Origin of the sequence: Vibrio rotiferianus (assembly GCF_002214395.1) — a bacterium.
GTDB classification, from domain to species: Bacteria; Pseudomonadota; Gammaproteobacteria; order Enterobacterales; family Vibrionaceae; genus Vibrio; species Vibrio rotiferianus.
In genome coordinates this window covers 752,568-779,375 of the sequence record NZ_CP018312.1, presented here as the reverse complement: position 1 = coordinate 779,375, position 26,808 = coordinate 752,568, and the positions used below count along the sequence as shown (strand labels likewise).

At 46.2% G+C, this 26,808-nt stretch carries 20 protein-coding genes; 6 read left to right on the top strand and 14 right to left on the bottom strand.

From position 1 onward, the window contains the following. Positions 1 to 45 precede the first annotated feature (45 nt). The 5 genes from truA to fabB form a co-directional block, all read right to left on the bottom strand. Positions 46 to 840: a tRNA pseudouridine(38-40) synthase TruA gene (gene truA, locus BSZ04_RS12700; RefSeq protein ID WP_010449526.1), complete on the bottom strand. Its 795-nt coding sequence runs from the start codon at positions 838 to 840 to the stop codon at positions 46 to 48. Positions 841 to 931: 91 nt separating this feature from the next. Next, the gene (locus BSZ04_RS12695; protein WP_088880511.1) at positions 932 to 5,569 is read right to left on the bottom strand and encodes a FimV/HubP family polar landmark protein; all 4,638 of its coding nucleotides are present in this window, start codon (positions 5,567 to 5,569) and stop codon (positions 932 to 934) included. 209 nt (positions 5,570 to 5,778) lie between these two features. Next, complete coding sequence (locus tag BSZ04_RS12690) at positions 5,779 to 6,792, bottom strand: aspartate-semialdehyde dehydrogenase (protein WP_010449535.1); 1,014 nt, start codon at positions 6,790 to 6,792, stop codon at positions 5,779 to 5,781. Further along, positions 6,789 to 7,922 (bottom strand): 4-phosphoerythronate dehydrogenase, encoded by a 1,134-nt coding sequence (locus tag BSZ04_RS12685; RefSeq protein WP_088881595.1) that lies wholly within the window; start codon positions 7,920 to 7,922, stop codon positions 6,789 to 6,791. The genes BSZ04_RS12690 and BSZ04_RS12685 overlap by 4 nt, the downstream gene beginning before the upstream one ends. 317 nt (positions 7,923 to 8,239) lie before the next feature. Continuing rightward, on the bottom strand, positions 8,240 to 9,451 hold the full coding sequence (fabB, locus tag BSZ04_RS12680) for a beta-ketoacyl-ACP synthase I (RefSeq protein ID WP_010449539.1): 1,212 nt from the start codon (positions 9,449 to 9,451) through the stop codon (positions 8,240 to 8,242). A 128-nt stretch (positions 9,452 to 9,579) separates the two neighbouring features. Here fabB and mnmC point away from each other — a divergent pair, with 128 nt between their 5' ends. After that, a complete protein-coding gene (mnmC, locus tag BSZ04_RS12675; RefSeq protein WP_088880510.1) occupies positions 9,580 to 11,598 on the top strand; it encodes a bifunctional tRNA (5-methylaminomethyl-2-thiouridine)(34)-methyltransferase MnmC2/FAD-dependent 5-carboxymethylaminomethyl-2-thiouridine(34) oxidoreductase MnmC1 in 2,019 nt (672 codons plus the stop codon). Positions 11,599 to 11,718: 120 nt separating this feature from the next. Here mnmC and BSZ04_RS12670 read toward each other — a convergent pair whose 3' ends face one another. The 3 genes from BSZ04_RS12670 to BSZ04_RS12655 form a co-directional block, all read right to left on the bottom strand. Next, positions 11,719 to 12,243 (bottom strand): NADPH-dependent FMN reductase, encoded by a 525-nt coding sequence (locus BSZ04_RS12670; protein WP_088880509.1) that lies wholly within the window; start codon positions 12,241 to 12,243, stop codon positions 11,719 to 11,721. A 158-nt stretch (positions 12,244 to 12,401) separates the two neighbouring features. Then, the gene (locus tag BSZ04_RS12660; protein ID WP_010449546.1) at positions 12,402 to 12,665 is read right to left on the bottom strand and encodes a YfcL family protein; all 264 of its coding nucleotides are present in this window, start codon (positions 12,663 to 12,665) and stop codon (positions 12,402 to 12,404) included. Positions 12,666 to 12,680: 15 nt separating this feature from the next. Then, the gene (locus BSZ04_RS12655) at positions 12,681 to 13,211 is read right to left on the bottom strand and encodes an elongation factor P hydroxylase (protein ID WP_038884343.1); all 531 of its coding nucleotides are present in this window, start codon (positions 13,209 to 13,211) and stop codon (positions 12,681 to 12,683) included. Positions 13,212 to 13,538: 327 nt separating this feature from the next. Here BSZ04_RS12655 and BSZ04_RS12650 point away from each other — a divergent pair, with 327 nt between their 5' ends. Then, positions 13,539 to 14,162: a trimeric intracellular cation channel family protein gene (locus BSZ04_RS12650; RefSeq protein ID WP_005433103.1), complete on the top strand. Its 624-nt coding sequence runs from the start codon at positions 13,539 to 13,541 to the stop codon at positions 14,160 to 14,162. A gap of 62 nt (positions 14,163 to 14,224) precedes the next feature. Here BSZ04_RS12650 and BSZ04_RS12645 read toward each other — a convergent pair whose 3' ends face one another. After that, entirely contained in the window at positions 14,225 to 14,959 is a 735-nt protein-coding gene (locus BSZ04_RS12645; RefSeq protein WP_038884342.1) for an SDR family NAD(P)-dependent oxidoreductase, read from the bottom strand. 90 nt (positions 14,960 to 15,049) lie between these two features. Here BSZ04_RS12645 and BSZ04_RS12640 point away from each other — a divergent pair, with 90 nt between their 5' ends. Next, positions 15,050 to 15,988 (top strand): LysR family transcriptional regulator, encoded by a 939-nt coding sequence (locus tag BSZ04_RS12640; RefSeq protein WP_088880507.1) that lies wholly within the window; start codon positions 15,050 to 15,052, stop codon positions 15,986 to 15,988. Positions 15,989 to 16,007: 19 nt separating this feature from the next. On the opposite strand, the gene aroC is transcribed toward BSZ04_RS12640, so the two are convergent. Together aroC and prmB are read right to left on the bottom strand one after the other, a co-directional pair. Further along, positions 16,008 to 17,093, bottom strand: coding sequence for a chorismate synthase (gene aroC / locus BSZ04_RS12635; RefSeq protein WP_005433120.1), 1,086 nt, complete (start codon positions 17,091 to 17,093; stop codon positions 16,008 to 16,010). Positions 17,094 to 17,314: 221 nt separating this feature from the next. Then, the gene (prmB, locus tag BSZ04_RS12630) at positions 17,315 to 18,247 is read right to left on the bottom strand and encodes a 50S ribosomal protein L3 N(5)-glutamine methyltransferase (RefSeq protein WP_088880506.1); all 933 of its coding nucleotides are present in this window, start codon (positions 18,245 to 18,247) and stop codon (positions 17,315 to 17,317) included. Positions 18,248 to 18,308: 61 nt separating this feature from the next. Here prmB and smrB point away from each other — a divergent pair, with 61 nt between their 5' ends. After that, positions 18,309 to 18,839: an endonuclease SmrB gene (gene smrB / locus BSZ04_RS12625; protein WP_010449555.1), complete on the top strand. Its 531-nt coding sequence runs from the start codon at positions 18,309 to 18,311 to the stop codon at positions 18,837 to 18,839. Positions 18,840 to 18,921: 82 nt separating this feature from the next. Here the strand turns inward: smrB and sixA are convergent, their stop codons facing one another. Continuing rightward, positions 18,922 to 19,386 carry a phosphohistidine phosphatase SixA gene (gene sixA / locus BSZ04_RS12620; RefSeq protein ID WP_010449557.1) on the bottom strand — a complete coding sequence of 155 codons (465 nt, stop codon included), beginning with the start codon at positions 19,384 to 19,386 and terminating at the stop codon, positions 18,922 to 18,924. A gap of 375 nt (positions 19,387 to 19,761) precedes the next feature. Here sixA and BSZ04_RS12615 point away from each other — a divergent pair, with 375 nt between their 5' ends. After that, a complete protein-coding gene (locus BSZ04_RS12615; RefSeq protein ID WP_088880505.1) occupies positions 19,762 to 22,539 on the top strand; it encodes an insulinase family protein in 2,778 nt (925 codons plus the stop codon). A 95-nt stretch (positions 22,540 to 22,634) separates the two neighbouring features. Next, on the top strand, positions 22,635 to 22,907 hold the full coding sequence (locus BSZ04_RS12610) for a hypothetical protein (RefSeq protein ID WP_010449561.1): 273 nt from the start codon (positions 22,635 to 22,637) through the stop codon (positions 22,905 to 22,907). Positions 22,908 to 22,984: 77 nt separating this feature from the next. Here BSZ04_RS12610 and fadJ read toward each other — a convergent pair whose 3' ends face one another. After that, a complete protein-coding gene (fadJ, locus tag BSZ04_RS12605; protein WP_088880504.1) occupies positions 22,985 to 25,099 on the bottom strand; it encodes a fatty acid oxidation complex subunit alpha FadJ in 2,115 nt (704 codons plus the stop codon). Further along, positions 25,099 to 26,406, bottom strand: a complete 1,308-nt coding sequence (gene fadI, locus BSZ04_RS12600; RefSeq protein ID WP_005433092.1) for an acetyl-CoA C-acyltransferase FadI — start codon at positions 26,404 to 26,406, stop codon at positions 25,099 to 25,101. Before fadI ends, fadJ begins: the two co-directional genes overlap by 1 nt. Between the last annotated feature and the right edge of the window lie 402 nt (positions 26,407 to 26,808).

Genomic DNA, 26,808 nt, shown 5'->3' with positions numbered 1-26,808 from the left:
GCGATCTCTTCTAAAGTACCGATATTTTGAATTAAGTTCGTGAATTTAGTTCAAATTATCTGGCAAAAATAAGGGGCCGATCGGCACTCTTGGTAATCCAAACTCTTCTGGATAGTCCACATCTACCAGATACAAACCTTCCGCCTTTGCTGTCGCTCCTGCTAACTTGCGGTCTTTCGCTTCTAAAAGTGACTTAATCCACTCTGGTTTTTCTTCACCGCGGCCTACTTTAATCAAGCTGCCAGTAATATTGCGAACCATATGGTGAACAAAAGCATTGGCTTTAATGTCGATAACAACATAATCACCATGACGGGTTACATTGAGATGCATCATGTTGCGGCAAGGGCTCAATGATTGACAATGCGCAGCACGAAATGAGCTGAAGTCATTTTCACCGAGTAAGTACTGCCCAGCTTCGTGCATTTTTTTCTCGTCCAAATCACCGTGATAATGACTCACACCCGAATTTAAGATACCTGGACGCAATGCATGATTGAAGATGATGTAGCGGTAACGACGTGCAGTTGCTGAGAATCGAGCATGGAAGTCGTCAGGTACTTCTACCGCCCAACGGACAGCAATATCGCTTGGCATGTTCGCATTTGCACCCATTGTCCAAGCAACCATTTTTCGACTTACGTTGGTGTCGAAGTGAACAACTTGACCTGTGCCGTGCACACCAGCATCTGTACGACCAGCACACTGCACTTCTACAGGGTGGTTCGCGACAACAGAGAGTGCTTTTTCTAGCTCTTCTTGGACACTTTTCACTTCTCTTTGGCGTTGCCAACCAAAGTAATTTGTACCGTTATATTCGATACCTAATGCGATTCTCATTTTAACCTTCGAACTCTAAAATGGGGCGGGAAGTATATACGTAAGTCCTTCCAGATACAAAAATGGGCAGCGTTTGCTACCCATTTTTTGTTTATCGACCGTTGATGGCGTCGATGAGTCCTTTCGCTTCGCGGCGAATATCATCTTCACCGTAAACAATGGCTTCCTCTAGCAGTTTGACCGCACCTTGCGGGTCATTCATCTCTAGGTAGATTTTTGCAAGGTCAAGCTTACCTGCCGCCTCTGCGTTACTATCTACGTCGACATCACCATTATCACCAATCACATCAGGAAACTCGTTCAAACCAACATCAAGTTTGAGATCTTGTTCTTCAAATTCACCACCATCTTTATCCACTTGAGCCATCAATTCGTCAATCGTCATGAACTGATTTTTCTTTGGGTCAAAGTCGGTAAGGTCTTCTTGCTCACCCCAGTTTTCTTCGGTGATTCTTGGTTGCTCAAGTGCCTCTGATGAACTCCAAACCTCACGCTCATCTTCTGGAACTTCCTCCCCACGAGAACTGTACTCAGTTTCAGGAGAAAGCTTGAAACCATCCCAATCATCACCAACGTCAAGCATAGCCTCAATATCCATGCCTGCGCTTGCTATGGTGTCACTGTCCAAATCAGTATCGAAGGTTTCTGAATCCATACTGTCTTCAGAAAGTAGATTCGCCATTGCAGCTTCATCAAAATCAGACACTTCCGGTTCAGATGGCGCCGAAAACTCTGGTGCTACCGTTTCGCTTGGCTGAGCAAACATGTCAAACAATGCATCCTGTTCGGATTGCTCTTCAACGTCCTGCTCTACTGGCTCTTCAGCCATTGATGCCATTGCGTCTTCTTCACCAAACTCTGGCAACTCTAGATCATCGAAGTTGAACTCTTCATCTTCGACAACTGGCAGTTCTGGTTGAGCTGCCACTTCTGGCTCTGCTGGCTCTTCAGCCACCGATGCCATCGCGTCTTCTTCGCCAAACTCTGGTAGCTCTAGCTCATCGAAGTTGGACTCTTCCGCTTCAGCAACTGGCTGCTCTGGTTGAGAGGCCGCTTCCGGCTCCACTGGCTCTTCAGCCAATGATGCCATCGCATCTTCTTCACCAAACTCTGGCAGCTCTAGATCATCGAAGCTGAACTCTTCATCTTCAACAACTGGCTGCTCTGGTTGAGTTGCCACTTCCGGCTCTGCTGGCTCTTCAGCCATTGATGCCATCGCATCTTCTTCACCAAACTCTGGCAACTCTAGCTCATCGAAGTTGAGCTCTTCATCTTCAACAACTGACTGCTCTGGTTGAGCTGCCACTTCCGGCTCTGCTGGCTCTTCAGCCACCGATGCCATCGCATCTTCTTCACCAAACTCTGGTAGCTCTAGCTCATCGAAGTTGAACTCTTCATCTTCAACAACTGGCTGCTCTGGTTGAGCTGCGACTTCCAGCTCGGCTGGCTCTTCAGCCATGGATGCCATCGCATCTTCTTCACCAAACTCTGGTAGCTCTAGCTCATCGAAGTTGAACTCTTCATCTTCAACAACTGTCTGATCTGGTTGAGCTGCGACTTCCGGCTCTGCTGGCTCTTCAGCCACCGATGCCATCGCATCTTCTTCACCAAACTCTGGTAGCTCTAGCTCATCGAAGCTGAACTCTTCCGCTTCAGCAACTGGCTGCTCTGGTTGAGCTGCGACTTCTGGCTCTGCTGGCTCTTCAGCCATGGATGCCATCGCGTCTTCTTCACCAAACTCTGGCAACTCTAGCTCATCGAAGTTGAACTCTTCATCTTCAGCAACTGGCTGCTCTGGTTGAGCTACGATTTCCGGCTCCGCTGGCTCTTCAGCCATTGATGCCATCGCATCTTCTTCACCAAACTCTGGCAACTCTAGCTCATCGAAGTTGAACTCTTCATCTTCAACAACTGACTGCTCTGGTTGAGCTGCGACTTCCGGCTCTGCTAGCTCTTCAGCCATAGATGCCATCGCATCGTCTTCACCAAACTCTGGTAGCTCTAGCTCATCGAAGTTGAACTCTTCATCTTCGACAACTGGCTGCTCTGGTTGAGCTGCGGCTTCCGGCTCTGCTGGCTCTTCAGCCATAGATGCCATCGCATCTTCTTCACCAAACTCTGGCAACTCTAGCTCATCGAAGTTGAACTCTTCCGCTTCAGCAACTGGCTGCTCTGGTTGTGATGACTCTTCATCAAGTAACCAGTCTTCCTCTTGAGGAACGCCAAACTCGTTCGGAGAAGTATTTGGTGTTGGTGTTACTTTTGGCTCTTCAAACTCAGGCTCAATAACCTCCTCTACCACTGGCTCTGGTAGATCTGATGGCTCTGACTCAAGAGCTGATTCAGCTTCAAAGGCAACCTCTGCATCTTCCAAAGGCTCATCTTGAGCTTCTGCTTCAGACAGCTCGTTAAGTAAAGCATCGCCTTTAGGTGAAATCTCTTCCAAATCACCAACGAACTGATTCCGGTCAAAACTGCGCTCTTCCTCAGCTTGTACTGACTGCTCATCTTCAGCTTGAGAGCCTTCTACTTGCTGCTCAGAAACTAGCGCATCAATGTCAAAGTCAGTGTCTAAAGAAGAGGAGCTCTCTTCAACCGCTGGCGACTGCTCTGCTAGAAGTTCCTCAAAGCCAAGTGATGACAATAGTTCATCTTCATCGCTCTCTGTATCGTCTTGACCGATAAGTTCATCAAATGCATCTTTATCGGACTCGGAGTCCTCTTCAAGAAATTCATCAGCATCCGAATCTAATAATTCATCGAGCAACTCTGTGCTATTTTCATCTAACTCCAATGCCTCTGAATCATTATCAAAGCCTGACAGTTGCTCTAATTCATTTAGAGGATCGAAGTCTTCACTATCATCCTCATCTAAATCAATCAGTTCATCGAGTAGGTCTGTGCTACTTTCGTCAATGTGCTCTTCATCGTAGCCTGCAAGTTCTTCAAGCTCTTCAAGTGGGTCTAACTCTGACAGTGAACCGCCATCATCTTCTCCGAGCAACTCATCGAGTAAAGCAGATGCATCGCTGTCTTCACTCAAATCAAACTCATCGTTCGCTGTTGATTTAGCCTCTTCAACCTCTTCGGCTGGTTGCTCATACTGTGCTAATAGCTGATCGATGTCATCATCAGATGCCATTCCAGCGCCAAACGCATTTTCGTTTACTTCACTTGGAGAACTGTCTTCAATCGGAGCATCATCTTCTTCTGCAAGTCCAGAGAACAAGTCATCGAGCATTGATTGATCTAATGCACCCGATTCAAGTTCTTCTGTTGGTTCATCAGCAGATAGTAGTTCTGAGAACTCATCTTCTGACATAGACAAACCAGTATCTGCCGGCTCATCAGAGAGATCGAAAGCAGAGTCATCACCTGAAGCGGTATCATCTAAATCTAGTTCTGGTGATACTTCATCTAGTGCGCGTTCCATCTCTTCAAGACCTAACGCTTTCTCTTCACCATTAACGCTGATTCCATTAGCTGACGAATCAAAGTCATCTAAACCAACATCAAGGTCGCCATCGTCACCAATACCAGCGAATGGATCTTCTCCGTCTTCCCCTTCAAGATTGAAGTCAAGATCGTCATCGTCCAAACTTGCAAAGACGTCGTCATCCTCTTGACCACTGTCATCAGAGAACAGCTCGTCATGGTCACTATCATCACCAAAGAGATCATCATCTAGACTCAACTCTTCATCAAGCTCATCAATGGAGTCACCAATAGCGAGCGGTGCAGCTGCCATTTCAGGTGTAGGCGTTTCAGTTTCCGCGGCTTCTTCTTTCGCAGCTGAACGACGTCCCAACAGCATCACGATCAATAAGGCAATCAATGCACCTGGAATCAATGCGGCGAGACCAACTAACCAGCCATTGGACAAAATTTTATCCAATGTGCTCGGCTGCATTCTTTGCTGCTCAGCAACGCGTTGACGTTCTTCAGCTAATAATTTTTCAACTTCTGAGCGAATGCGCTCTTCGTCATTTAATTCAGTTTTTAAAGAATCTACTTCGGTTTGAACTTCAGAAAGCATCAACCTCAAATGGTGATTCTTTTCTTCGAGTGATTCCAACTCGCCTTGAGATACTTGCAGCTTTTCTTTTAATGCCGATACCTGTTGCTCTCCCTGAGGAGAAGTTTCCACTTTAGGAAGCGGTTTCTCGGTAATCTGAACTTCCTCAGGTTGAACCACATTTATCTTCGGCGTAGTAGTTTGAGGCTCAGACTTTGCTTGGACTGGACGTACAGGTTCAGGCTTAGGTTCAACAGGTTTTGGCTGTGTCGCTTGATTGAGTTTTGCCTGATGCGCCTTCATTACAGCCGCCGCTTGTGGGGTTGTAGCAATCCGAGTTTGCTCAAGAGATGGCACTCTTAAACGGCTACCAGGTTCCAAGAGATGGATATTCTGATTCTCAAACGCTTGAGGGTTGATACGATAAATGGCAAGTAGCGTTTGCTGAACAGAAACTGAGTTTGATGGCCTTAACTTAGTCGCGATAGACCATAACGTTTCATTTTGACCGGTAGGGCCGTAAAAACGTGAAGGCTGTAAATTTTCTGGAGTCGCTGGAAGCGCTCTTTCTATCTGCTCTGCATAACTCGGAGCAGCTTGCACTTCACCAGAGGGGCCGACAAGTCGAATTGCTTCAGCCTGTACCACTGACGATGTCTGAGTCGCGCCCATCAGCATTAGTGCAGCTAATAGACGCTTATAGTTTTGATGCATAAAAAGCTCAGTCTGTGTGCTAAAAATAATTTAAATGGTGATCGGTTAAATATATCGGATATAGCGAGCAAAACTATAGGTTTGAGGATAAAAAATGTGGGGCTCGCGAAATATTCGTACTAATCTCACACAATTTTTTTCAGATAGAACAAAAAAGCCTCGCACTGAGCGAGGCTTTAAGATCCTTAATCAAAGTGACCAAGTACCAATTAATAGTAGTCGCGGATTAGAACTTCTGCGATTTGAACCGCGTTAGTTGCTGCGCCTTTACGAACGTTATCCGCAACGACCCATAAGTTTACGCCGCTGTGGTGGCTGATATCGTTACGGATTCGACCAACCATAACATGGTCTTTACCGCCCGCATCGCGAACCTGTGTTGGGAAGTCTTCACCGTGGAATACTTCAATACCATCCGTTTGCTCAAGAAGGTTGATAACTTCTTGCGCATCAATTGGAGAACGAGTTTCAACGTGAAGTGCTTCTGCATGACCGTAGAACACTGGTACACGAACACACGTTGGGTTTACTGTGATCGATGAATCGTTGAAGATTTTTTGCGTCTCCCACACCATTTTCATTTCTTCTTTGGTGTAGCCGTTTTCCATCATCTGGTCGATTTGCGGAATACAGTTAAACGCGATCTGCTGAGAGAATTGCTTCTTGTCAGCTGGTAGACCGTTTAGCAGTTTTGCTGTTTGACCTGCAAGCTCATCAATGCCTGACTTACCTGCACCAGATACAGACTGGTAAGTCGATACGTTGATGCGCTCGATACCAACTGCATCGTGAATTGGCTTCAGCGCCACCAGCATTTGAATGGTTGAACAATTCGGGTTCGCGATGATGTTGCGGTTACGGAACTCTGCAATCGCTTCTGGGTTTACTTCTGGAACAACAAGAGGAATGTCGTATTCGTAGCGGAAGTGTGACGTATTGTCGATTACGATAACACCTTCGTCAGCTGCAATTGGTGCCCATTTAGCAGATAGTTCACCGCCAGCAGAGAACAACGCGATGTGCGCTTGAGACCAATCAAACTCTTCTACGTTTTGAACACGTACCGTTTTACCATTGAAGCGGTAAGTCTTACCTTCACTGCGCTCACTCGCTAGTAGGAAGATTTCGCCTACTGGGAATTTGCGCTCTTGAAGCACTTCCAAAATTGTTTCACCGACCGCGCCGGTCGCACCTAATACGGCAACATTGTATTGCTGGCTCATTGACTTACCTCAACCTGAAAACCTAGTTCTGCTAATGGTGCAAGATTACATGTTTCATTACCCATTAGCGTGACAGCGCTGTACTCGCGGCGATCCCAGTAGTTCTTACGCATCAGGTCAAAAGAGCCTGGCTTACTGATTTCGCGGCGGAAAAGAGCGTCATCTTTACGCACATCATAGATTAACTGCGTGATGTTGTGCAGCGTTGCTTCATCCCATGCTCTGTCCAATACCATAGTAGGAACAGGCGCGGTTGGCAGTAAATCGCTGGCATGCGCACGTAATTCGTTATTTAAGAACTCACAGTAGCTGTTGAAAATCATCGTCGTACCGCGAGCTTTCCCTTCCAGACCATAGCCTGCAACGTGAGGGGTTGCGAATGCTAGCAGAGGCAGAAGCTCCATATCAACCTCTGGTTCAAATTCAAACACGTCGAGTGCCGCTGTAAAGCCGTCGTTTTTCAGTAAACGTTGCTTAAGCGCTTGGTTGTCCACGACTGGACCGCGTGCCGCATTGATAAGAATTTGATCGCTACGAAGACCATTTAGCACCTTCTCATCAATCAGATGATGCGTTGGATATGGGCCATCTTTGGTGATTGGCGTGTGCAGCGTAATGATATCAGAACGTTCGATCAACTCGGCTAGCGGAGTGAAGATGCGAGAATCACCCTCTTCTTGTTTGAACGGGTCATTAATAAGCACATTAATGCCCATGCCCTTCAAACATTTTTCAAGATAGCTACCGACTTGCCCCGCGCCAATGATGCCAACGGTTTTATCGAAAACCGAGAATCCTTGCTGCTGTGCTAACACCATCATGACACTGAACACGTACTCAGCAACACCAACTTTGTTACAACCTGGTGCTGCGGTGAAGAAAATACCTTTCTCTTGCAATAGTGCTTGGTCTACATGATCCATGCCTGCCGTTGCTGTACCAACGAACTTCAGCTTGTTTGCTTTGCTGATCAGCTCTGCGTTTACTTTGGTGACAGAGCGAATCATTAGCGCATCTACATCCACTAAATCATCGGCTGTCAGTGTACGACCGGGTTTTAGAATCACTTCTCCGAGTTGGCTGAATAGCTCTTCAGCGTACGGCATATTTTCATCAACAATAATTTTCATAGCGCCAGCGTTTAACATCCATTTGTATGAGTTCGTTTATTCGCAAGATGCGAAGCTAAAGCGATTGTGCCCTTTTCTTGAAAAATCTCAACAACTATACCCAAGTGACTTTCAAAAGCAGGTTTCAGAAAAGAAAAAGCCCGGCTAAATTAGCCGGGCAAAGTTCCAGAACAAAAGGATCCTATCCCGCTCTCCTTGGGATAAAGTCTGCGTCTGTTCGATCAGTTGACCTGATCAAGCTCTGGAAACTGGTTTGTTGGTCGGTTCACTCCACGAAGAGAATCACAGCCCAACAAATTCAGTTAGCTTTGGGTCGCTTATGCTTGGTACTTTTTGATTACCAATGTCGCGTTTGTACCACCAAAACCAAAGCTGTTTGACATAACTGTCGTTAGCTCAGCGTCACGAGCTTCCGTTACGATGTCTAGACCTTGTGCTGCTTCATCCAAGTTAGAGATGTTCACACTTGGAGCAATGAAGCCATTGTCTAGCATTAGCGTTGAGTAAATTGCTTCGTGAACGCCAGCTGCACCTAGTGCGTGACCTGTCATCGCTTTCGTTGCAGAGATAGCAGGGCTGTTGTCACCGAATAGCTCTTGGATAGCACCTAGCTCTTTCACGTCACCAACTGGAGTCGATGTACCGTGCGTATTGATGTAGTCGATAGCATCAACATCTTGCATTGCCATCTTCATACAACGAACCGCACCTTCACCTGATGGTGCTACCATGTCGTAGCCATCAGAAGTCGCACCGTAACCTACGATCTCACCGTAAATTTTCGCGCCACGAGCTAGAGCGTGCTCAAGTTCTTCGATAACCAGCATGCCGCCGCCGCCAGAGATAACGAAACCATCACGGTCTGCATCGTAAGTACGAGATGCTTTATCTGGAGTCTCGTTGTACTTAGTAGATAGTGCGCCCATCGCGTCAAACATCATAGTTTGAGACCAATCTAGCTCTTCACCACCACCAGCGAATACGATGTCTTGTTTGCCAAGTTGGATAAGCTCCATCGCGTGACCGATACAGTGTGCAGATGTTGCACAAGCTGAGCTCATTGAGTAGTTCACACCACGAATCTTAAATGGTGTTGCAAGACACGCAGACACTGTTGAAGACATAGTACGCGGCACCATGTAAGGACCTACGCGTTTTACGCCTTTCGCACGCATTGTGTCTGTCGCAACTGTTTGGTTGAATGCAGAAGCACCACCAGAACCAGCAACGATACCTGTACGATCGTTTGAAACTTGTTCTTCAGATAGACCAGCGTCTTCAATTGCTTGCTGCATGGATAGGTATGCATAAGCAGCCGCATCACCCATAAAGCGCATCTGCTTACGATCAATGTGCTCTGCTGGGTTGATTTTCAGATCACCCCAAACCTGCGAGCGCAGACCGTTTTCTTTAAACTGCTCAGACGCAGTGATGCCAGATTTGCCCGCTTTAAGAGACGCTAGAACTTCTTCGACGTTGTTACCGATACTTGAAACAATACCCATACCGGTGATTACGACTCGTTTCATTATGACATTCCTATAATTCAAAAATCAGCTAGATAATAACTAAGATAGTCAACAAAAGTGGTCAGCTTTCCCATAAATTCGTACAATCGACGAATTCTAACCGCGCCAAATCACATATTTGCACCATTATGACTTCAATTAAAAATGCAGAACTTGGTTGGAACGAAGCTGGGACACCAGTTTCAGACCAATTTGATGATGTCTATTTCTCCAACGTAAACGGTCTTGAAGAGACGCGCTACGTGTTCCTCAAACAAAATCATCTACCAGAAAGATGGCAGGAATTTGACCAAAGACGTTTTGTTATTGGTGAAACCGGATTTGGCACAGGGTTGAACTTCTTAGCTGTGTGGCAATGGTTTACCGAATTTCGTCGCGAATATCCAGAGGCAGCGCTAAAAGAATTGCATTTTGTCAGCTTTGAGAAGTACCCACTGAGCAAGTCGGACTTAGAAAAAGCGCATCAATCATGGCCAGAATTGGCAGAGTTTGCCGAAAAACTGCAACAGCACTATCCAGCCGCAGTGCCTGAGTGTCATCGCATTGTTTTAGAAGACGGCGCTATCACACTCGATCTTTGGTTTGGCGATATCAAAGACTGCATGCCGCTTGTTCCTTATGCTGAGCAAGGCTTGATTGATGCTTGGTTCCTAGACGGTTTTGCACCAAGCAAAAACCCAGAAATGTGGAACCAAAACCTATTCAACGGCATGGCAAAATTGGCGAAAAAGGATTGCACGGTCGCAACCTTTACGGCAGCGGGCTTTGTCCGTCGCGGCTTAAACGAAGCGGGCTTTGCAATGAAGAAAGTCAAAGGCTTTGGCACCAAACGTGAAATGATCGCCGGTTCGATGGAACAACGTGAAAGGCATTCAAACCACTTACCTTGGTTCAACCGCACTGCGTCAAGTAATCACGATTCCATTGCGATAATAGGTGGCGGTATTGCAAGTGCGGCTCTGGCAAAAACGCTGGTTCGCCGCGGTCAAAATGTCACACTCTACTGCAAAGATGCTCAACCTGCTGAAGGCGCATCAGGCAACCGCCAAGGTGCTGTGTACCCATTATTAAATGGTCCCCACAAAGGCGTTTCTCGTGTGTTTGCTCCGGGCTTTTTGTTTGCCCGTCAGTTTGTTGACCAAGCAGCGCAAGATATCCAATTTGATCACGATTGGTGTGGCATCACGCAACTCATGTGGGATAACAAATCTGCAGACAAGTTGGAAAAAATGCTTGCTGGTAATTTCACGCCAGAGTTGATTCACAAACTATCTGCTGAAGAGACGGCTGAAAAAATTGGCTTGCCGATCGATATGGCATCGGTTCATTACCCTCTTGGCGGTTGGTTATGTCCTGCTGAACTCACCCGAGGTTTGATTTCTCAGCTAGAAAAAACAGAGCTTTTTGAAGCGAAGTTCGAGCATCAAGTAGAGTCACTAAATTGGGACGAAGCGCGTCAGCTTTGGACATTGAAAGCAAACGGTCAAAGCTTTGAACACTCAACCGTGGTGGTAGCTAACGGCAGTGAATTCCAAACACTAACCCAAACCGCTGCTCTACCGATGGGTCAGGTAAAAGGCCAAGTTAGCCACGCCCCTGCAACTGAAACGCTGTCTAAGCTGAAAACAGTATTGTGTTACGACGGTTACATGACTCCTGTTAACCCAAATAATCAGCACTTATGCATCGGTGCAAGCTACGACCGCAGTCACCTAGACTACGAGTTTGACGAGGAAGCACAAAAAGACAACGCCGAGAAATTGGTGAAGTGTCTGCCAAACCAAGCTTGGACGAAAGAAGTCGATACCTCTGGTAATTTATCACGCCAAGGCATTCGCTGCGTTAGCCGTGATCACCTGCCGTTTGTAGGTAACGTAGGCGACTTTGAAACCATCAAAACGCAATATGCGGATCTGCAAAATCAGCAAGAACAAGACGTTGAAGCGATTCACCAGCTCCCTAACCTATTCTGTTTCCTAGGCTTAGGTTCTCGCGGTTTGAGCTCAGCGCCCCTAATGGCCGAAGTGTTGGCATCACAAATCTGTGGCGACCCGTTGCCACTGCCTGTTGATGTCCTAACTGAGCTGCACCCTAGCCGTATGTGGGTAAGAAAGCTACGTAAAGGTAAGGCGATTACTGAGTTGTAACGCGTTTCGAATACGCAAAGAACCCCTCCTAGCCTCCCCTTAAAAAGGGGAGGAACAAGTTCTTAGCTCCGCATTCGTCCTCCCCCTTTCTAAGGGGGAGTTAGAGGGGGTTACAAGTTTTTAGTTCAATGCTGCCACAGCCGCTTTCACTTGCTCGGCAACTTCCGCATTACGGAACTGACCTGTTTCCAAATCAAAGTTATCGTAGAAGCTCGGAATAGATTGCGATGCTTTCACTTCAGCACCAAAGTAAGGCGCAGAGCCTGTTGCCGCAGCGAGAACCGTTTGTGCACCACCAGGGCCTGGTGACGTTGCTAAGTACACCGCAGGTTTGTTTTGGAATACGTTGCGCTCGATACGTGTCGCCCAATCGAATAGATTTTTGTAAGCCGCTGGGTAAGAGCCGTTATGCTCAGCAAAAGAAACCACCAAAGCATCAGCCGTAGCGATGTCTGCAAGGAACGCCTTTGCACCTTCCGCTTGACCAATTTCTTTCTCTTTGTCTTCACTGAACAAAGGAACATCGTAGCTATTGAGGTCTAACACTTGCACATCTGCACCTTCAACAAGGTTGGCAGCGTAAGTCGCAAGGGTTTTATTGATAGAGGTGGAGCTAGTAGAAGCGCCGAATGCGATAATTTTCATGGTTGTAATCCTTTGTTCACGTTTTGTACTCACTAGAGTAAAAGGTGAGCCTAGGTGCTACAACCACAAAAATTTTAAGGAGAGATTCGAAAATTTCGAAGGAGTTTATTTCAACTCTTTTTTGTTTTGACTAGAAGCTTAGAGCAACTAACCGAGCCTTAAGCTTGCGCTTGAAGCTCTTGCCACAGATCGCTCACTATCACGCGATCCGCAGGCGTCAGTTCTGAGCGCGCTGCTTCGAGGCTATTTTCGATGCGAGATTTCAGCTCTGTCACATCGTTAATGCCTTCTTCTTCACACGCTGCAGCAGACAGAGAAATGTGACCACGCAAATAACCACCAGCAAACAATTCATCATCCGATGCCGTTTCAATGCGAGCATCAATCAGTTCTAGTAGTTTTTCTTCAAATTCAATAATCATGGAGCTTCTCTGAGGTTATTTAACGATAAAGTCAGACGTTTCCAGCGGCTTGGTTTGGTAAAAAGCACACAACGCATCCGATAGCATTTTCACGCGAGGCGGAAGACCGTTTTCTAGAATACCCATTACTTCATTGTGCACTTTGTGCATGAAACCAAGACGATCTGGTTCAAAATCGCCGTGTAGATTGTCACAACTGACGTTAAAAGGGAAGTCAGCACTTTTCGCTAGAATCCACTCATACGCTTGAGGGCGAATTTCAACTTTTTCAAACTCAGCTTGAACCTCGGCTGTGCGGCCGTCAGGTTCATACCAGTAACCAAAATCTTCCAGCAAACGACGCTCGGGTCCTGCTACGCACCAATGGGCAATTTCGTGCAGCGCTGACGCATAGAAACCACGAGCAAAAATAATCCGATGATGGGGATGCTCTTGATCTGCTGGTAAGTAAATCGGCTCATCACCACCGAGTTCTAGCTTAGTATTAAAAGACTCGAGAAATGTATTATTGAAAATGGTGATAAGGTCTTGATATTCGTGGTTCATGATCGATTCTGTACTTCAAATTGATATGCGGTGCGCATTGTCGCTGTTTTTGTTACGCAGGTAAAGCCACACAACAAGTTTGGTTATTAGCTGAGTTTATCTGAAAGCGGCTTTCTCCATACAATTTCTCATTCGTCACAGATCACATTTCCCACTACACTCACGCCTTATTTTTAAGCTTAATGCTGGCGACTTCAACGCCACTTAAAGCGAGATTCTTTTTGGGTTTGAGCCCCTCCCAAGGCTTAAATCTTGTTGGTAAGTTTTGCTGCTGTTTTCCTTAATCTCAAGGATCATGACAGAGCCCTTTTATTTGAGTGTCCCCTTATGCTGCTAAGTGTGTTGTACATCATTGGTATCACGGCTGAAGCCATGACTGGTGCATTGAGCGCTGGTCGAAGAAAAATGGATTGGTTTGGCGTTATGTTGGTAGCCAGTGCAACGGCAATTGGTGGCGGTACAGTACGCGACATTCTACTAGGTCACTACCCACTGGGTTGGGTAAAGAACCCAGAATTTCTAGCAATCACGTGCGTTGCGGGTGTACTAACTACTGGCTTAGCAAAATGGGTAATTAAGCTCAAAGGCCTGTTCATCCGTTTGGATGCGCTGGGCTTGATCGTATTTAGCATCATCGGTACCAAAGTGGCGATTGGCATGGGCTTGCACCCTGGAATCTGTATGGTATCTGCATTGGTAACTGGCGTATTTGGTGGCCTGCTACGCGATTTGATTTGTCGCCAAACGCCGCTTGTGTTGCATGAAGAGCTTTACGCATCGGTAGCACTTATCGCATCAGGTTTGTACCTAGCTCTGCTTGAGTTCAACGTACCAGATGTAACCGCGACGATTGTCACTCTGATTACTGGTTACATGCTGCGTATGGCTGCAGTACGCTTCAAATGGCGCTTACCTTCATTCCACTTGGAAACGGAAGGTTCAATTCACTAATTGAATGCGAAACCAATTGAAACCCAATTAAAAAAGGCAGCTCATTGAGCTGCCTTTTGTGTTTATAAGCTAAAACCTCCATCAATATCGAAAGCAGCACCTCGCAGCCCAATGGATGACTCAGATAGTAGAAACTCTATCGCAGGAACGATGTCCTTTGGCGTTAAAATTCTACCTGCTGGTGTCTCTTTCATCGCCAATTTCAACCCATTAAATGCTTCTTGAGACATTCCTGCTTTCTCTTGAATATCGGTAGCGGTTACTCCTGGCCGTACGCTGTTAATACGAATCCCTCGTTCAGCAAGTTCTAGATTCAATACTCCCACTAGACCTTCTAGCGCCATTTTACTCGACGTATAAAGTGAAGAATTCACAAAGGCCTTTTCAACAACCAAACTGGAGACCATCACGACACTGGCCGGGTTATTCATCACCGGAAGTAACGACTGCAACATAAAAAACGGCGCTTTAAAATTGGTATTTAAAGTAAGCTCAAATTCTTCAAGCGATGTAGTTCCTAATTCGTTAGGGAAGTAAACACCAGCATTAAAAACCACGCCATCCAACTTAATATTCAGCGCTTGAATCTCTTTACCAATAGCTTGTACATCATGGTGGTTTTCATTGTCACACAGTAACGTAGTGATGTTAGCGCCTAATCTTGTTGCAACATCATCTAATTTCACTTTATTTCGACCTGTTATAACAACGTGATAGCCTTCACTTGCTAACTTTCGAGCTAATTCCAACCCTATCCCAGACGTTGCTCCTGTGACCAATATTGCGTTTGACTTCATGTTTTCCTTCCTTTGAATTGAATCCAAAGTCAGGTTAATTGAAAGTATCAATAATTATTAGCTACCAAACCATCATCATTTTGTTTCTATATGAGCACCAATAGCCTCTTTGATATCCATAAATTACTCCCACACTTGGCAACCTTTCGCCTTGTCGCAGAGCGAGGAAGTTTTCAGTCTGCAGCAAATGAACTCAATTTACCGCGCTCTTCTGTAAGCAAGAAAATTCGCCAGTTAGAAGAGATTGTAGAGCAACGCCTGCTCCAAAGAACCACTCGAAAGCTAACTTTAACTGAGGCGGGAGAAGCGTTACTCAATACTACTCAAGAACTTCCTTCTCTAATAGACAAGATGGAAACCTTTCTACTCGACCAACAAACGATACCGAGTGGCAAGGTGAAAATCAGTTGCTCGACACTTCTTGGGCAACACTATTTGCTACCACAAATGAAATATCTGGTAGCTTGCTTTCCACAGATCCAATTTCAACTGAGTTTTGATGACAACTGTGTCGACTTAATTGAGAGCAAAATTGATATTGCAATCCGGATAGGTGAGTTACCAGACTCACCAATGCTGGCGAGAAAGATTGGAGAAAAGCGTTGGTGCTTCGTCGCAAGTGATGACTATTTAAAAGTGAATGGCTATCCCACCCACCCGAACCAATTGGTTTTCCATCAGTGTTTAGTTTTTGCCAATCAGACTTCTACACAGAACCATTGGCAATTTGTCGATGAAAATAAAAACATTGAATCCGTATCAGTAGAGGGCGCAATACAAAGTGATGATGCAAGGGCCTTGGTAGAGTTGCTCAAACAAGGAGTAGGTATTGCGAGACTTGATCCTAATGTCATCGCATCAGAATTAAAGAGCGGCGAACTGACAACCATACTCGACAGCTATACTGTGGACTTTACCGCTCCCATTCAACTACTTTGTCTCGGGAAAGCCACTCATTCCAAAGCGAGTAGAGCGGTTTGGGATGAGCTCGCAAGAGTTCTTCCTCCGCGACTCAAAATAAAAAAATAGCGCCCATCGGCGCTATTTTTTAAATCTTTGGAGTCTCGGTTTGTACGCCATGGTTTTGACCACGGTGGCGTAACAAATGATCCATCACGACAATAGCCAGCATCGCTTCTGCAATAGGCACAGCACGGATACCCACACATGGGTCATGACGGCCTTTAGTGATCAACTGAGTTGGTTCACCTTCTTTAGTGATAGTCTCGCCTGGAACCGTAATGCTTGAGGTTGGCTTAAGCGCGATGTTTGCCACAATCTCTTGGCCGGTAGAGATACCGCCAAGAATGCCACCCGCGTGGTTGCTGCCGAAGCCTTCTGGAGAAAGCGTATCACGGTGCTCGCTGCCTTTTTGGTTTACCACATCAAAACCGTCGCCGATTTCCACGCCTTTCACCGCATTGATGCTCATTAGCGCATGTGCGATGTCTGCATCTAGACGATCAAATACAGGTTCACCAAGGCCAACAGGTACGTTTGTTGCCACAACCTGAATTTTTGCGCCAATGGAGTCGCCTTCTTTTTTCAGGTCACGGATAAGTTGGTCAAACGCTTCTACTTTGTCTGCATCTGGGCAGAAGAACGCATTATTTTCGATTTCATTCCAATCCACTTTATCGATTGAAACGTCACCCATTTGCGACAAGTAAGCGCGGATTTCAACACCGAACTCGTCTTTCAGATATTTCTTAGCGATTGCACCAGCCGCCACACGCATTGCCGTTTCACGAGCAGACGAACGGCCGCCACCTCGATAATCGCGCACACCGTATTTTTGGTGGTAAGTGTAATCAGCGTGTCCTGGACGGAACTTGTCTTTGATGTCTGAGTAGTCTTTAGAGCGTTGATCTGTGTTCTCGATCATCAAACCAATTGAAGTACCTGTTGTTTGACCTTCAAATACGCCAGAAAGAATTTTTACTTCGTCCGGTTCACGACGTTGGGTAGTGTAACGTGATGTGCCAGGACGGCGACGATCAAGATCCGTTTGCAGATCTGCCTCAGTGATTTCCAAACCTGGAGGGCATCCGTCTACGATACATCCTAGTGCGATACCGTGACTTTCTCCGAATGTCGTCACTCGGAAATGTTGTCCGATACTGTTTCCTGCCATTACTTCCTCAAGTTCTTGTCGCCACGCTCTCCATGAGCGCAACTGCTTTTCAATTCTTCGTGGAATCATAGTGGCGGTATTACGTTTTGATGTAAAGCCCGATTTGGTGGAAAAAACAAAACATCCGAAATTTTCCAAGCTCAGTGCGAAGCGGATAAAAAAACACCGAGCACTAGGCTCGGTGTTTTCATTATTTGATCAACTCGTTTGTTTCGACTGACTTAGTCTTTGTACAGTTTGAACTCTTCTGCACACTCAACCAGCTGGTCACGCGTTAGCATGAATACGCCGTGACCACCGTTCTCGAACTCAATCCAAGTGAATGGAATTTGTGGGTACTGTTCCATCATGTGAACCATTGAGTTACCGACTTCACACACAATAATACCATCGTCTGTTAGGTAGTCTGGTGCGTTAGCAAGAATACGACGAACCAGTTTTAGACCGTCAGTACCTGCAGCAAGACCCAGTTCAGGCTCGTGCGTGAACTCGTCTGGTAGGCTGTTCATGTCTTCTTCGTCCACGTAAGGTGGGTTAGACACGATCAGGTTGTACTTCTCTTTTGGTAGATCGCGGAACAAGTCAGAACGGATTGGGAACACTTGCTGCTCCATGCCGTGATCTTGTACGTTTTGCTCAGCAACTTGAAGTGCGTCGGTTGAGATATCGATCGCGTCTACTTCTGCGTCAGGGAATGCATGTGCACAAGCAATTGCGATACAACCAGAACCCGTACATAGGTCCATGATACGCGTAGGCTCTTCCACCAACCAAGGTTGGAATTCCGCTTGAATCAATTCACCGATTGGAGAACGTGGCACAAGTACACGCTCATCAACGAAGAACTCAAGACCACAGAACCATGCTTTGTTGGTTAGGTATGCAGTTGGTGTACGTTCGTTGATGCGTTTTACTACGCGCTCAACAATACGCAAACGCTCGCTTGTCGTTAGGCGAGAGTTCAATACATGCGGAGGCACGTCAATCGGCAAGTATAATGTTGGCAGGATAAGCTGAACCGCTTCATCCCACGCATTATCAGTGCCATGACCGTAAAACAGGTTAGCGGCGTTAAAGCGGCTTACCGTCCAACGAATCATATCTTGAAGGGTATGCAGCTCCGATACCGCCTCTTCTACAAAAATCTTATCCAAAATTGCCTCCGAAAAGCGCTACAATACTGCCATAAATTGTAAAAATGAAATTGTTAACCTAATGAGCAAAAAAGACACCGAACACGATGACGATTTCGCCTTATTTCAGGATGCAGTACAGGGCGTAAAAAAGTTGCGACAGGATACCATAATCCAGCAACCAAAAAAAAATACTAAGCAAAAAGAAATCAAACGCTCAAACCGTGAAGCGAGTGATTCTGAGTTTTACTTTTCTGATGAGTTCGTTCCACTTCTTAACGAAGAGGGACCAACTCGTTATGCGCGCGACGATGTGTCCACTTATGAAGTGAAACGACTTCGTCGTGGTGTGTATGTGCCGGATGTCTTCTTAGACATGCACGGCATGACACAGCAAGAAGCCAAGCGTGAGCTCGGCGCGATGATCGCTTACTGCGTGAAAAACGAAATCCACTGTGCGTGTGTGCAACACGGCATTGGTAAGCATATCTTGAAGCAGAAAGCGCCGCTTTGGCTGGCTCAACATCCAGACGTAATGGCATTCCACCAAGCACCTCTAGAATTTGGCGGTGATGGTGCCCTACTGGTGCTGCTTTCTATTCCAGAAAAATAAGGCACTAGCTAGCAAGAACGACAAAGGCAGGTTGACCCTGCCTTTTTGTTTGTCTCGAGCTGGAATCCCGAGTTCTAAAGTCCTATGGCGTGATATGCCACAGGACTTCACCGCGTTGTGTTTGCGGATCATATTCAATACACGCTAAACCTGATGTCGGGAACATTGGCGGCGTCATGTCTTTTACAAACTCTGACGTTAAGTATCCCACCAGTGGTAAGTGTGACACAAACAGCAGCGATTCAAGCTTTTCTACTTCGATCAATGCATTTGCAAAATCAAATACTTGGTCTGATTGCCCATAAGGCGTAATCTCTTCACACGTTTCGATGCTCTTTGCCGAAAAGTGTGCGCTGATTTCTTGCCAAGTTTGCTCAGCCCGAATGTACGGACTCACCAATACTTTATCGAATTGGGCAAAACCTTGTTCTTTACATGCACGAGCAACTGCTTCCGATTCAGTTCTGCCTCTTGGGGTCAGTTGTCTTTCTGCGTCGGAGTTCGCAAAATGTTCCGCTTCACCGTGACGCAAGATAAATATTTTCATGTTATTTCCTAGGGATAGCTAACGCTACCAAAAGGTTGACTGCTATCTTTATATGGATAGCGGGCTAACTTTAATAATGCTGGAATCAAAATACTGATATAATTATCGGTTCATTATACCAATTCGCTTGCTAAAGATAGCGACTTTCTTAACAATCTATTAAAAAGAATATACTCAGTTCATCACATTCTACGATGAAGTTATGAACTCAGTGCATTCCTTCAAATAGCTCGAACCCCATAGCAATAGCTAGTGGGCTTATGCAGTACTCTTACGAATAACAAAAATGCGGCAAGCAGTATTTGTCGAAGCGCAGATTTGCGCCTCCCCACTCAGGGATCATAATTACTGTAATGCGAAATCTGGAGACGCATCGTGCACCTAAGTCCAAACGATTCAAATCAATACCGCTACATTACATTGAGTAACGCTCTGCGCGTATTGCTGATTCATTCTGACACGGCTCAACAGTCGGCAGCAGCCCTAGCAGTTAACGTTGGACACTTTGATGACCCAATGGATCGTCAAGGTCTGGCACACTACCTAGAACACATGCTTTTTTTGGGTACGGAAAAATACCCTAAAGTTGGCGAGTTTCAAAGTTATATTAGTCAACATGGTGGCACCAACAATGCTTGGACGGGTACTGAGCACACTTGTTTCTTCTTCGATGTGACACCAACTGCATTTGAAACGGCACTCGATCGCTTTAGTCAATTTTTTACCGCACCACTGTTTAATGAAGAAGCGCTAGACAAAGAGCGCCAAGCAGTCGACTCCGAATACAAGCTCAAACTCAATGATGACTCTCGCCGTCTGTATCAAGTAAACAAAGAAGTCATTAACCCTGAACATCCATTCGCTAAATTCTCCGTCGGCAACGCAGGTACACTAGGCGATCGCGATGGCAAATCCATTCGCGATGAGATTGTTGAGTTTCACCATTCACAGTATTCCGCAGATTTGATGACGCTGACTTTGTTTGGTCCGCAATCTCTGGATGAACAGCAAGCGTGGGTGGAAACCATGTTTGCTGATATTCCAAACCACCAGCTGCGCGGTAAGTCGATCGATGTGCCTATCGGCACTGAAGACAGCACAAGCATTTTGGTCCAAGTCGAACCTATCAAAGAATTCCGCAAACTGATCCTGACTTTCCCAATGCCAGGAATGGATGAGCACTATAGCGTGAAGCCCCTCTCCTACTTTGCCCACCTGTTAGGCTATGAAGGCGAAGGCAGTCTGATGATCCAATTGAAAGAGAAAGGCTGGATCACTTCCCTCTCTGCAGGGGGTGGCGCGAGTGGCAGCAACTATCGAGACTTTACGGTGAGCTGTACACTGACGCCAAGCGGCTTAGATCATGTCGATGAGATCGTTCAAGCTGTATTCCAGTACCTTTCCATGATCAAACAAGATGGCATGGATGAGTGGCGCTACTTGGAAAAACAAGCGGTGTTAGAATCGGCTTTCCGCTTCCAAGAGCCATCTCGTCCAATGGATTTGGTCAGCCATCTAGTGATCAACATGCAGCACTATCAACCGGAAGACACGGTTTATGGTGACTACAAAATGGCAGGCTACGATGAAGAGCTTCAACGTTCATTGTTGCAATATCTTTCGGTTGAAAATGTTCGTGTCACGTTGATTGCAAAAGGTTTGGAATACAACCAAACCGCAGAGTGGTACTTCACGCCTTACTCGGTCACCCCATTCAGCGAAGACCAACGTCGTTTCTATCAACAAATCGATCCTAGCTGGCACTTCGTGCTACCAGAAAAGAACCCATACATTTGTTATGACCTAGACCCGAGGCCATTCGAAAATGGAGGGTCGCTACCAGAATTGGTTGAAGATCTGGAAGGCTTCCGACTCTGGCATCTGCAAGATGACGAATTCCGCGTACCAAAAGGCGTCGTGTATGTCGCTATTGATAGTTCTCACGCGGTAGCATCTCCGAAAAACATCGTGAAAACCCGGCTATGTGTTGAGATGTTCCTCGATTCTCTGGCGCAAGAAACCTACCAAGCGGAAATCGCAGGCATGGGCTACAACATGTACGCTCACCAAGGCGGAGTTACTCTCACGCTGTCGGGCTTTAGCCAAAAACTGCCTCAACTGCTAGAGATGATTCTGCATCGTTTTGCGGCGCGTGAATTTAGTCCTGCTCGATTTGAAACCATCAAACAGCAACTGCTACGTAATTGGCGAAATTCTTCCCAAGATCGTCCTATTTCGCAGCTTTTCAATGCGTTGACAGGATTACTTCAACCAAACAATCCTCCATTCGCAACATTGGTTGAAGCACTGGAAGAAATTGAGGTGGATGAGCTGTCTGTGTTTGTGGAGTCGATTCTTGCCGAGCTGCACGTTGAGATGTTTGTATATGGCGACTGGCAGCGCCAGCAAGCTCACAATATGGCAACTACCTTGAAAGATGCTCTGCGCGTAAAAGAGCAGCGCTACGAGGAGGCGCTCCGTCCATTGGTCATGCTGGGTGAAAACGGCAGCTTCCAACGTGAAGTGCATTGCAACCAGCAAGATTCTGCGGTTGTTATCTACCATCAGTGTGAAGATATAGAGCCTCGCAATATTGCCCTGTACTCACTTGCGAATCATTTGATGTCCGCAACCTTCTTCCATGAAATCCGGACTAAACAGCAGCTTGGTTACATGGTCGGCACTGGCAATATGCCGCTTAATCGCCATCCAGGTATAGTGCTTTACGTGCAATCACCTAACGCAGCTCCCGCCGAACTGGTTACCTCGATTGATGAATTCTTAAATGCTTTTTACATGGTGCTATTAGAGCTCAATGAGTACCAGTGGCACAGTAGTAAACGCGGGCTGTGGAACCAGATAGCAGCGCCAGACACGACATTACGTGGCAGAGCACAGCGTCTTTGGGTTGCCATCGGAAACAAAGATACTGAGTTCAACCAGCGAGAAAAAGTACTACAGGAACTAAAAAGCCTTACCCGTACAGATATGATTCGTTTTGTCGTAAATGAACTTAAACCTCGTACTGCCAATCGTTTAGTAATGCATTCTCAAGGAACATCGCATATTGATGCTCCGCGTATTGATTTAGGGTTAGAAATAGGTTCAACAGAGGAATTTCAACTGCGTCCAAAAGACTGTGGTTTAGGGTAAAGCTCGACCACAGGACTGGCGTAAAATGGTAAAAATGAGACTTTCGTTTATGCTGTAATTACCTTGTTCAATAAATACGCAGACACGAGGATTACATGAAAAAGCTACTTTTACTTGCTGCTGTACTAATGCCACTTGCTCCCGCTGCTTACGCAGATATCTCAATTAAAGGTGACGGCTTCGAGTTAAGTGAGGACTGTTTGCGCCTTGATGGTGATAACGTATCAATTAAGTCAGACGACTGCTCTGGTAAACACGACAAAGGAAAAGGGAAAGGTAACGCCAGTATCCATGGTGATGATAACCCTGGTAAAGGTCATGGAAATGATAAAGGAAAGGGAAAAAACAAAGGCAAGAATGACGACTAATTGTCTGTAAACGGCTCCTCTTTCAGAAATCAAAAAGGCTTGCATCACGCAAGCCTTTCTAATTTTTGCTATGGCAATTAGTCGTAGAAATTACGACCTTCGCCAGCTCGAGTCAGCAAACCATCACATGGCGCGTAACGATCGCCGTATTTCGATGCAAACTCGTTCATTTTCTCAACCAGCTCTTTCAAACCGAATTGATCCATGTAGCGGAATGGACCACCTAGGAATGGCGGGAAACCAATACCAAAGATCGCCCCGATATCGCCATCTCGTGGAGAACGAATAATACCGTCATCTAAACAGCGAACGGCTTCATTTAGCATTGGCAATACACAGCGTAATGCAATGTCACTGTCGCTCAGTTTTGATTCTGGCGTTAGGTTCAGCAGCTTGTACACAGACTTATCGACTTCTTTCTTCTTACCTTTGTAGGTGTAGAAGCCTTTGCCACTCTTACGGCCTTTACGACCGTCGTTCAGTAGTGTGTCGAACACGTCTGGACCTTTGAATCGCTCGCCCAACTCATTAACCAAGATCGGCATGATTTTCGCACCGATATCAACGCCGACTTCATCCAACAAAGTAATCGGACCAACTGGGAAACCGAAGTCAAGCAGAGCACCATCAAGTTGTTCAATCGGCTCATTTGCCAGCAAGATGTGCGCAGCTTCGTTCATGTAAGGTGCCAGAATACGGTTTACATAGAAGCCAGCTTTGTCTTTAACAACGATTGGTGTCTTGCCCTGTTTCTTCGCAAGTGCAACAACCGTAGAAATGGTCTCTTCTGACGTAGTTTCATGAGGAATCACTTCCACCAGCGGCATTTTCTCTACAGGGCTGAAGTAGTGCAGACCGACGATGTTTTCTGGGCGCTCTGCTTTTTCCGCAATTTTGTGGATTGGCAGAGAAGACGTATTGGTCGCAAAAATGGTTTCCGGTTTAGCGTTCGCTTCAATATCCGCAACCATCTTTTGCTTCAGATCGAGATCTTCAAACACCGCTTCGATAACCACATCAATATGGTTGAAGCTTGTAAAATCAATACCACCAGACAATTGCAGCATCTTCGATTGCAGACCTGCTTTCGAGATAATGCGGCGCTTACGCTGTTTGTCGAACAACTTGTAGTTGTAGTTCAATGCGTTAAGCACACCATCATTGCTGACGTCTTTAATTCGTACTGGCACTTTCGCTTTCGCAACAGAAACGTGGCTGATGCCCGCCCCCATTAAACCGCCACCCAACACGCCAACTTTATTGACTGTAACTGGGTCTGCTTCCGCACCGTTTTCTTTCTTCATTTCAGTGGTGGCGAAGAAGATAGAGCGCAATGCTTTAGATTCTGAGCTCATCACCAGTTCGCCAAAGCGCTTCGCTTCAAGCTCTTGACCTTGCGCAAAGCCCTTTTCAAGGCCATGCTGGATCACTTCTAGAATCGCAACCGTTGCTGGGTAGTTACCACGGGTCTTTTCATTGGTTTTCTTCGCGGCTTGCTCAAACACAAACTTACGACCTAAACCGCTGCCCGACATCAACTTCTCTTTGGTCGATTGCTTCTTCTTACCTTTGCTCTTCCCTTTTTCGATAAGCTGTTTTGCTACATCAAGAAGGATCGTATGTGGCACACACGCATCAACCACACCCAGTTTTTTCGCTTTCTTAGCACGCAGTTGTTTACCTGTAAGGATTAAATCTAACGAAGGCAACAGACCAATCAAACGCGGAAGACGTTGAGTACCGCCAGAACCTGGCAGCAGACCAAGCTGCACTTCTGGCAGGCCTAGACGCGTTTTATCTGAATCGGTACATACACGGTAGTCACACGCGAGAGCAAGCTCTAAACCACCACCAAGACACGGACCATGAATCGCAGCAACAACCGGATAAGGCAGCTCGGAAAGCTGTTGGAACAACTCTTGACCTTGCTTAGCCAATGCCTCGGCTTCACTTGCCGTGGTGCACGCTTCAAGCATACGAACATCGGCGCCCGCGACAAAATTATCTGGTTTTAGGGAATGAATGATCATCCCTTTTACGCCACTGGAGTCTTTGAGTAGAGCGAAGATCTCTTTCATCTCATCTGCAAACGCAGCTTGCAGAGTGTTCATTTTTTCGTTTGGCACATCGATGGCTAGCCAAGCAATGTTCTGCTCATCAATCTTTAGACTAAATGCTTTTTGCTCGCTCATTACTCAACCTCCAAAATCATTGCTGCACCAAGACCACCTGCGGCACATGCTGTATTCAACGCGAGACCACCGCCACGACGTTTAAGCTCACGCAGTGTTTGGGTCATCATACGAGCGCCAGTTGCTGCAAATGGGTGACCGTAGGCAATTGAACCACCAAGAACGTTGAACTTATCCATGTCGATTTCACCTATCGCTTTCGAACGACCTAGGTTTTCTTGGGCAAATTTATCAGAAGCAAACATCTTCACGTTCGCAAGCGCTTGAGCAGCAAACGCTTCATGCATGTCGATTAACGTCAGGTCTGACAACTCTAGACCCGTATTCTCCAACACTTTTGCTGTTGCGTATGTTGGCCCCATCAGCATGTCCATTTCTACGCCAATAGCCGAAAACGCATAACCGCGAATGTAGCCAAGAATTTCCATGCCAAGTTCTTTCGCTTTGCCTTCACGCATTAGCATCACAGCTGCACCACCATCGGTTAATGGCGTACTGTTCGCTGCTGTTACGCTGCCGTATTGGCGATCAAAGGCCGGACGCAGTTTTGCGTAGCCTTCTAATGTTGAGTCATGACGAATGTTGTTATCTTCAGAGATCCACTTTTTGTAAGGTTCAGGGAAAGCGGTCATCACTTCATCTTGGATCTTTCCGTCTTTCCAAGCTTGCGAAGCTAAAGAATGAGAACGGTGCGCCAAAGCATCTTGCTCTGCACGAGTAATGCCGTGCGATTTCGCCATTTGCTCGGCAGTCTGGCCCATAGAAAGCCCCGTCGAATATTCAGCCACTGCCGGCGGCACTGGCATTAAATCTTTGAAGCTGAGTTTCTTAAGAATGTTGAGCTTTTGACCCAGCGTTTTGGTTTTGCTTAACGCAAGCAAGTTAGCGGCAAGTTTCTTCGAAACACCAATTGGCAGAACAGATGAAGAATCCGCACCACCCGCGATACCAACATCAATGCTGCCCGCCATAATGCTTTCAGCCACGTTGACTGCAGCTTGGAAGCTGGTTGCACACGCACGAGTCACACTGTACGCATCGGTATGGATATGCATACCGGTACCAAGCACGATTTCACGTGCAATATTTGGCGCTTCTGGCATTTGAACTACTTGCCCAAATACCACTTGTTCGATGAGTTTCGGATCGATGTCTGTACGAGCAAGCATTTCGCTCACTACCATTTTGCCTAAATCGACCGCTGGCACCTGGCTGAACTCAGTGCTTTGACGAGCAAAGGGGGTTCGTAGCCCTGCGACAATAGCAACACGTTCACCGTGGCGTGTTTTCACTTCCTGCTTGCCCATTGTTTCTCCTTAAATACAAGAGGTCTGACCTGATGCATTGTAATCAGTTTGTTAAATTTATCAAACATGCGTTTAAATAAACGTGAAGCGAGTAGATCTATTGCGCTAGTTCATTGATTCTTCTGCGTTTAAGATAAACGAACTATATAAGCTCTAGTAGGAAGAGAGGGGGAAGTGGAAAATTGGCAAAAAAAAACCACACAAAACTGTGTGGTCGGAATATCTATAAAACAATTAACATACGCCAATTGTAAAATTAATCAGTTTCCTGATTAGGAGAAAGTAAAGTCAGCCTTCAAAAGGAAGTGTCATCTTGCTCAACATGTTAGTCGCAATGACTAACTAGATGACAAGATGTACTATAGCCCCTTCAGTGTATGAGATTTTGAAATAGATCAATTT

What these genes read in the sequence shown, in the direction of transcription:
- truA (WP_010449526.1), bottom strand. Translation starts at nt 840, where the DNA reads ATGAGAATCGCATTAGGTATCGAATATAACGGTACAAATTACTTTGGT.
- BSZ04_RS12695 (WP_088880511.1), bottom strand. Translation starts at nt 5,569, where the DNA reads ATGCATCAAAACTATAAGCGTCTATTAGCTGCACTAATGCTGATGGGC.
- BSZ04_RS12690 (WP_010449535.1), bottom strand. Translation starts at nt 6,792, where the DNA reads ATGAGCCAGCAATACAATGTTGCCGTATTAGGTGCGACCGGCGCGGTC.
- BSZ04_RS12685 (WP_088881595.1), bottom strand. Translation starts at nt 7,922, where the DNA reads ATGAAAATTATTGTTGATGAAAATATGCCGTACGCTGAAGAGCTATTC.
- fabB (WP_010449539.1), bottom strand. Translation starts at nt 9,451, where the DNA reads ATGAAACGAGTCGTAATCACCGGTATGGGTATTGTTTCAAGTATCGGT.
- mnmC (WP_088880510.1), top strand. Translation starts at nt 9,580, where the DNA reads ATGACTTCAATTAAAAATGCAGAACTTGGTTGGAACGAAGCTGGGACA.
- BSZ04_RS12670 (WP_088880509.1), bottom strand. Translation starts at nt 12,243, where the DNA reads ATGAAAATTATCGCATTCGGCGCTTCTACTAGCTCCACCTCTATCAAT.
- BSZ04_RS12660 (WP_010449546.1), bottom strand. Translation starts at nt 12,665, where the DNA reads ATGATTATTGAATTTGAAGAAAAACTACTAGAACTGATTGATGCTCGC.
- BSZ04_RS12655 (WP_038884343.1), bottom strand. Translation starts at nt 13,211, where the DNA reads ATGAACCACGAATATCAAGACCTTATCACCATTTTCAATAATACATTT.
- BSZ04_RS12650 (WP_005433103.1), top strand. Translation starts at nt 13,539, where the DNA reads ATGCTGCTAAGTGTGTTGTACATCATTGGTATCACGGCTGAAGCCATG.
- BSZ04_RS12645 (WP_038884342.1), bottom strand. Translation starts at nt 14,959, where the DNA reads ATGAAGTCAAACGCAATATTGGTCACAGGAGCAACGTCTGGGATAGGG.
- BSZ04_RS12640 (WP_088880507.1), top strand. Translation starts at nt 15,050, where the DNA reads ATGAGCACCAATAGCCTCTTTGATATCCATAAATTACTCCCACACTTG.
- aroC (WP_005433120.1), bottom strand. Translation starts at nt 17,093, where the DNA reads ATGGCAGGAAACAGTATCGGACAACATTTCCGAGTGACGACATTCGGA.
- smrB (WP_010449555.1), top strand. Translation starts at nt 18,309, where the DNA reads ATGAGCAAAAAAGACACCGAACACGATGACGATTTCGCCTTATTTCAG.
- sixA (WP_010449557.1), bottom strand. Translation starts at nt 19,386, where the DNA reads ATGAAAATATTTATCTTGCGTCACGGTGAAGCGGAACATTTTGCGAAC.
- BSZ04_RS12610 (WP_010449561.1), top strand. Translation starts at nt 22,635, where the DNA reads ATGAAAAAGCTACTTTTACTTGCTGCTGTACTAATGCCACTTGCTCCC.
- fadJ (WP_088880504.1), bottom strand. Translation starts at nt 25,099, where the DNA reads ATGAGCGAGCAAAAAGCATTTAGTCTAAAGATTGATGAGCAGAACATT.
- fadI (WP_005433092.1), bottom strand. Translation starts at nt 26,406, where the DNA reads ATGGGCAAGCAGGAAGTGAAAACACGCCACGGTGAACGTGTTGCTATT.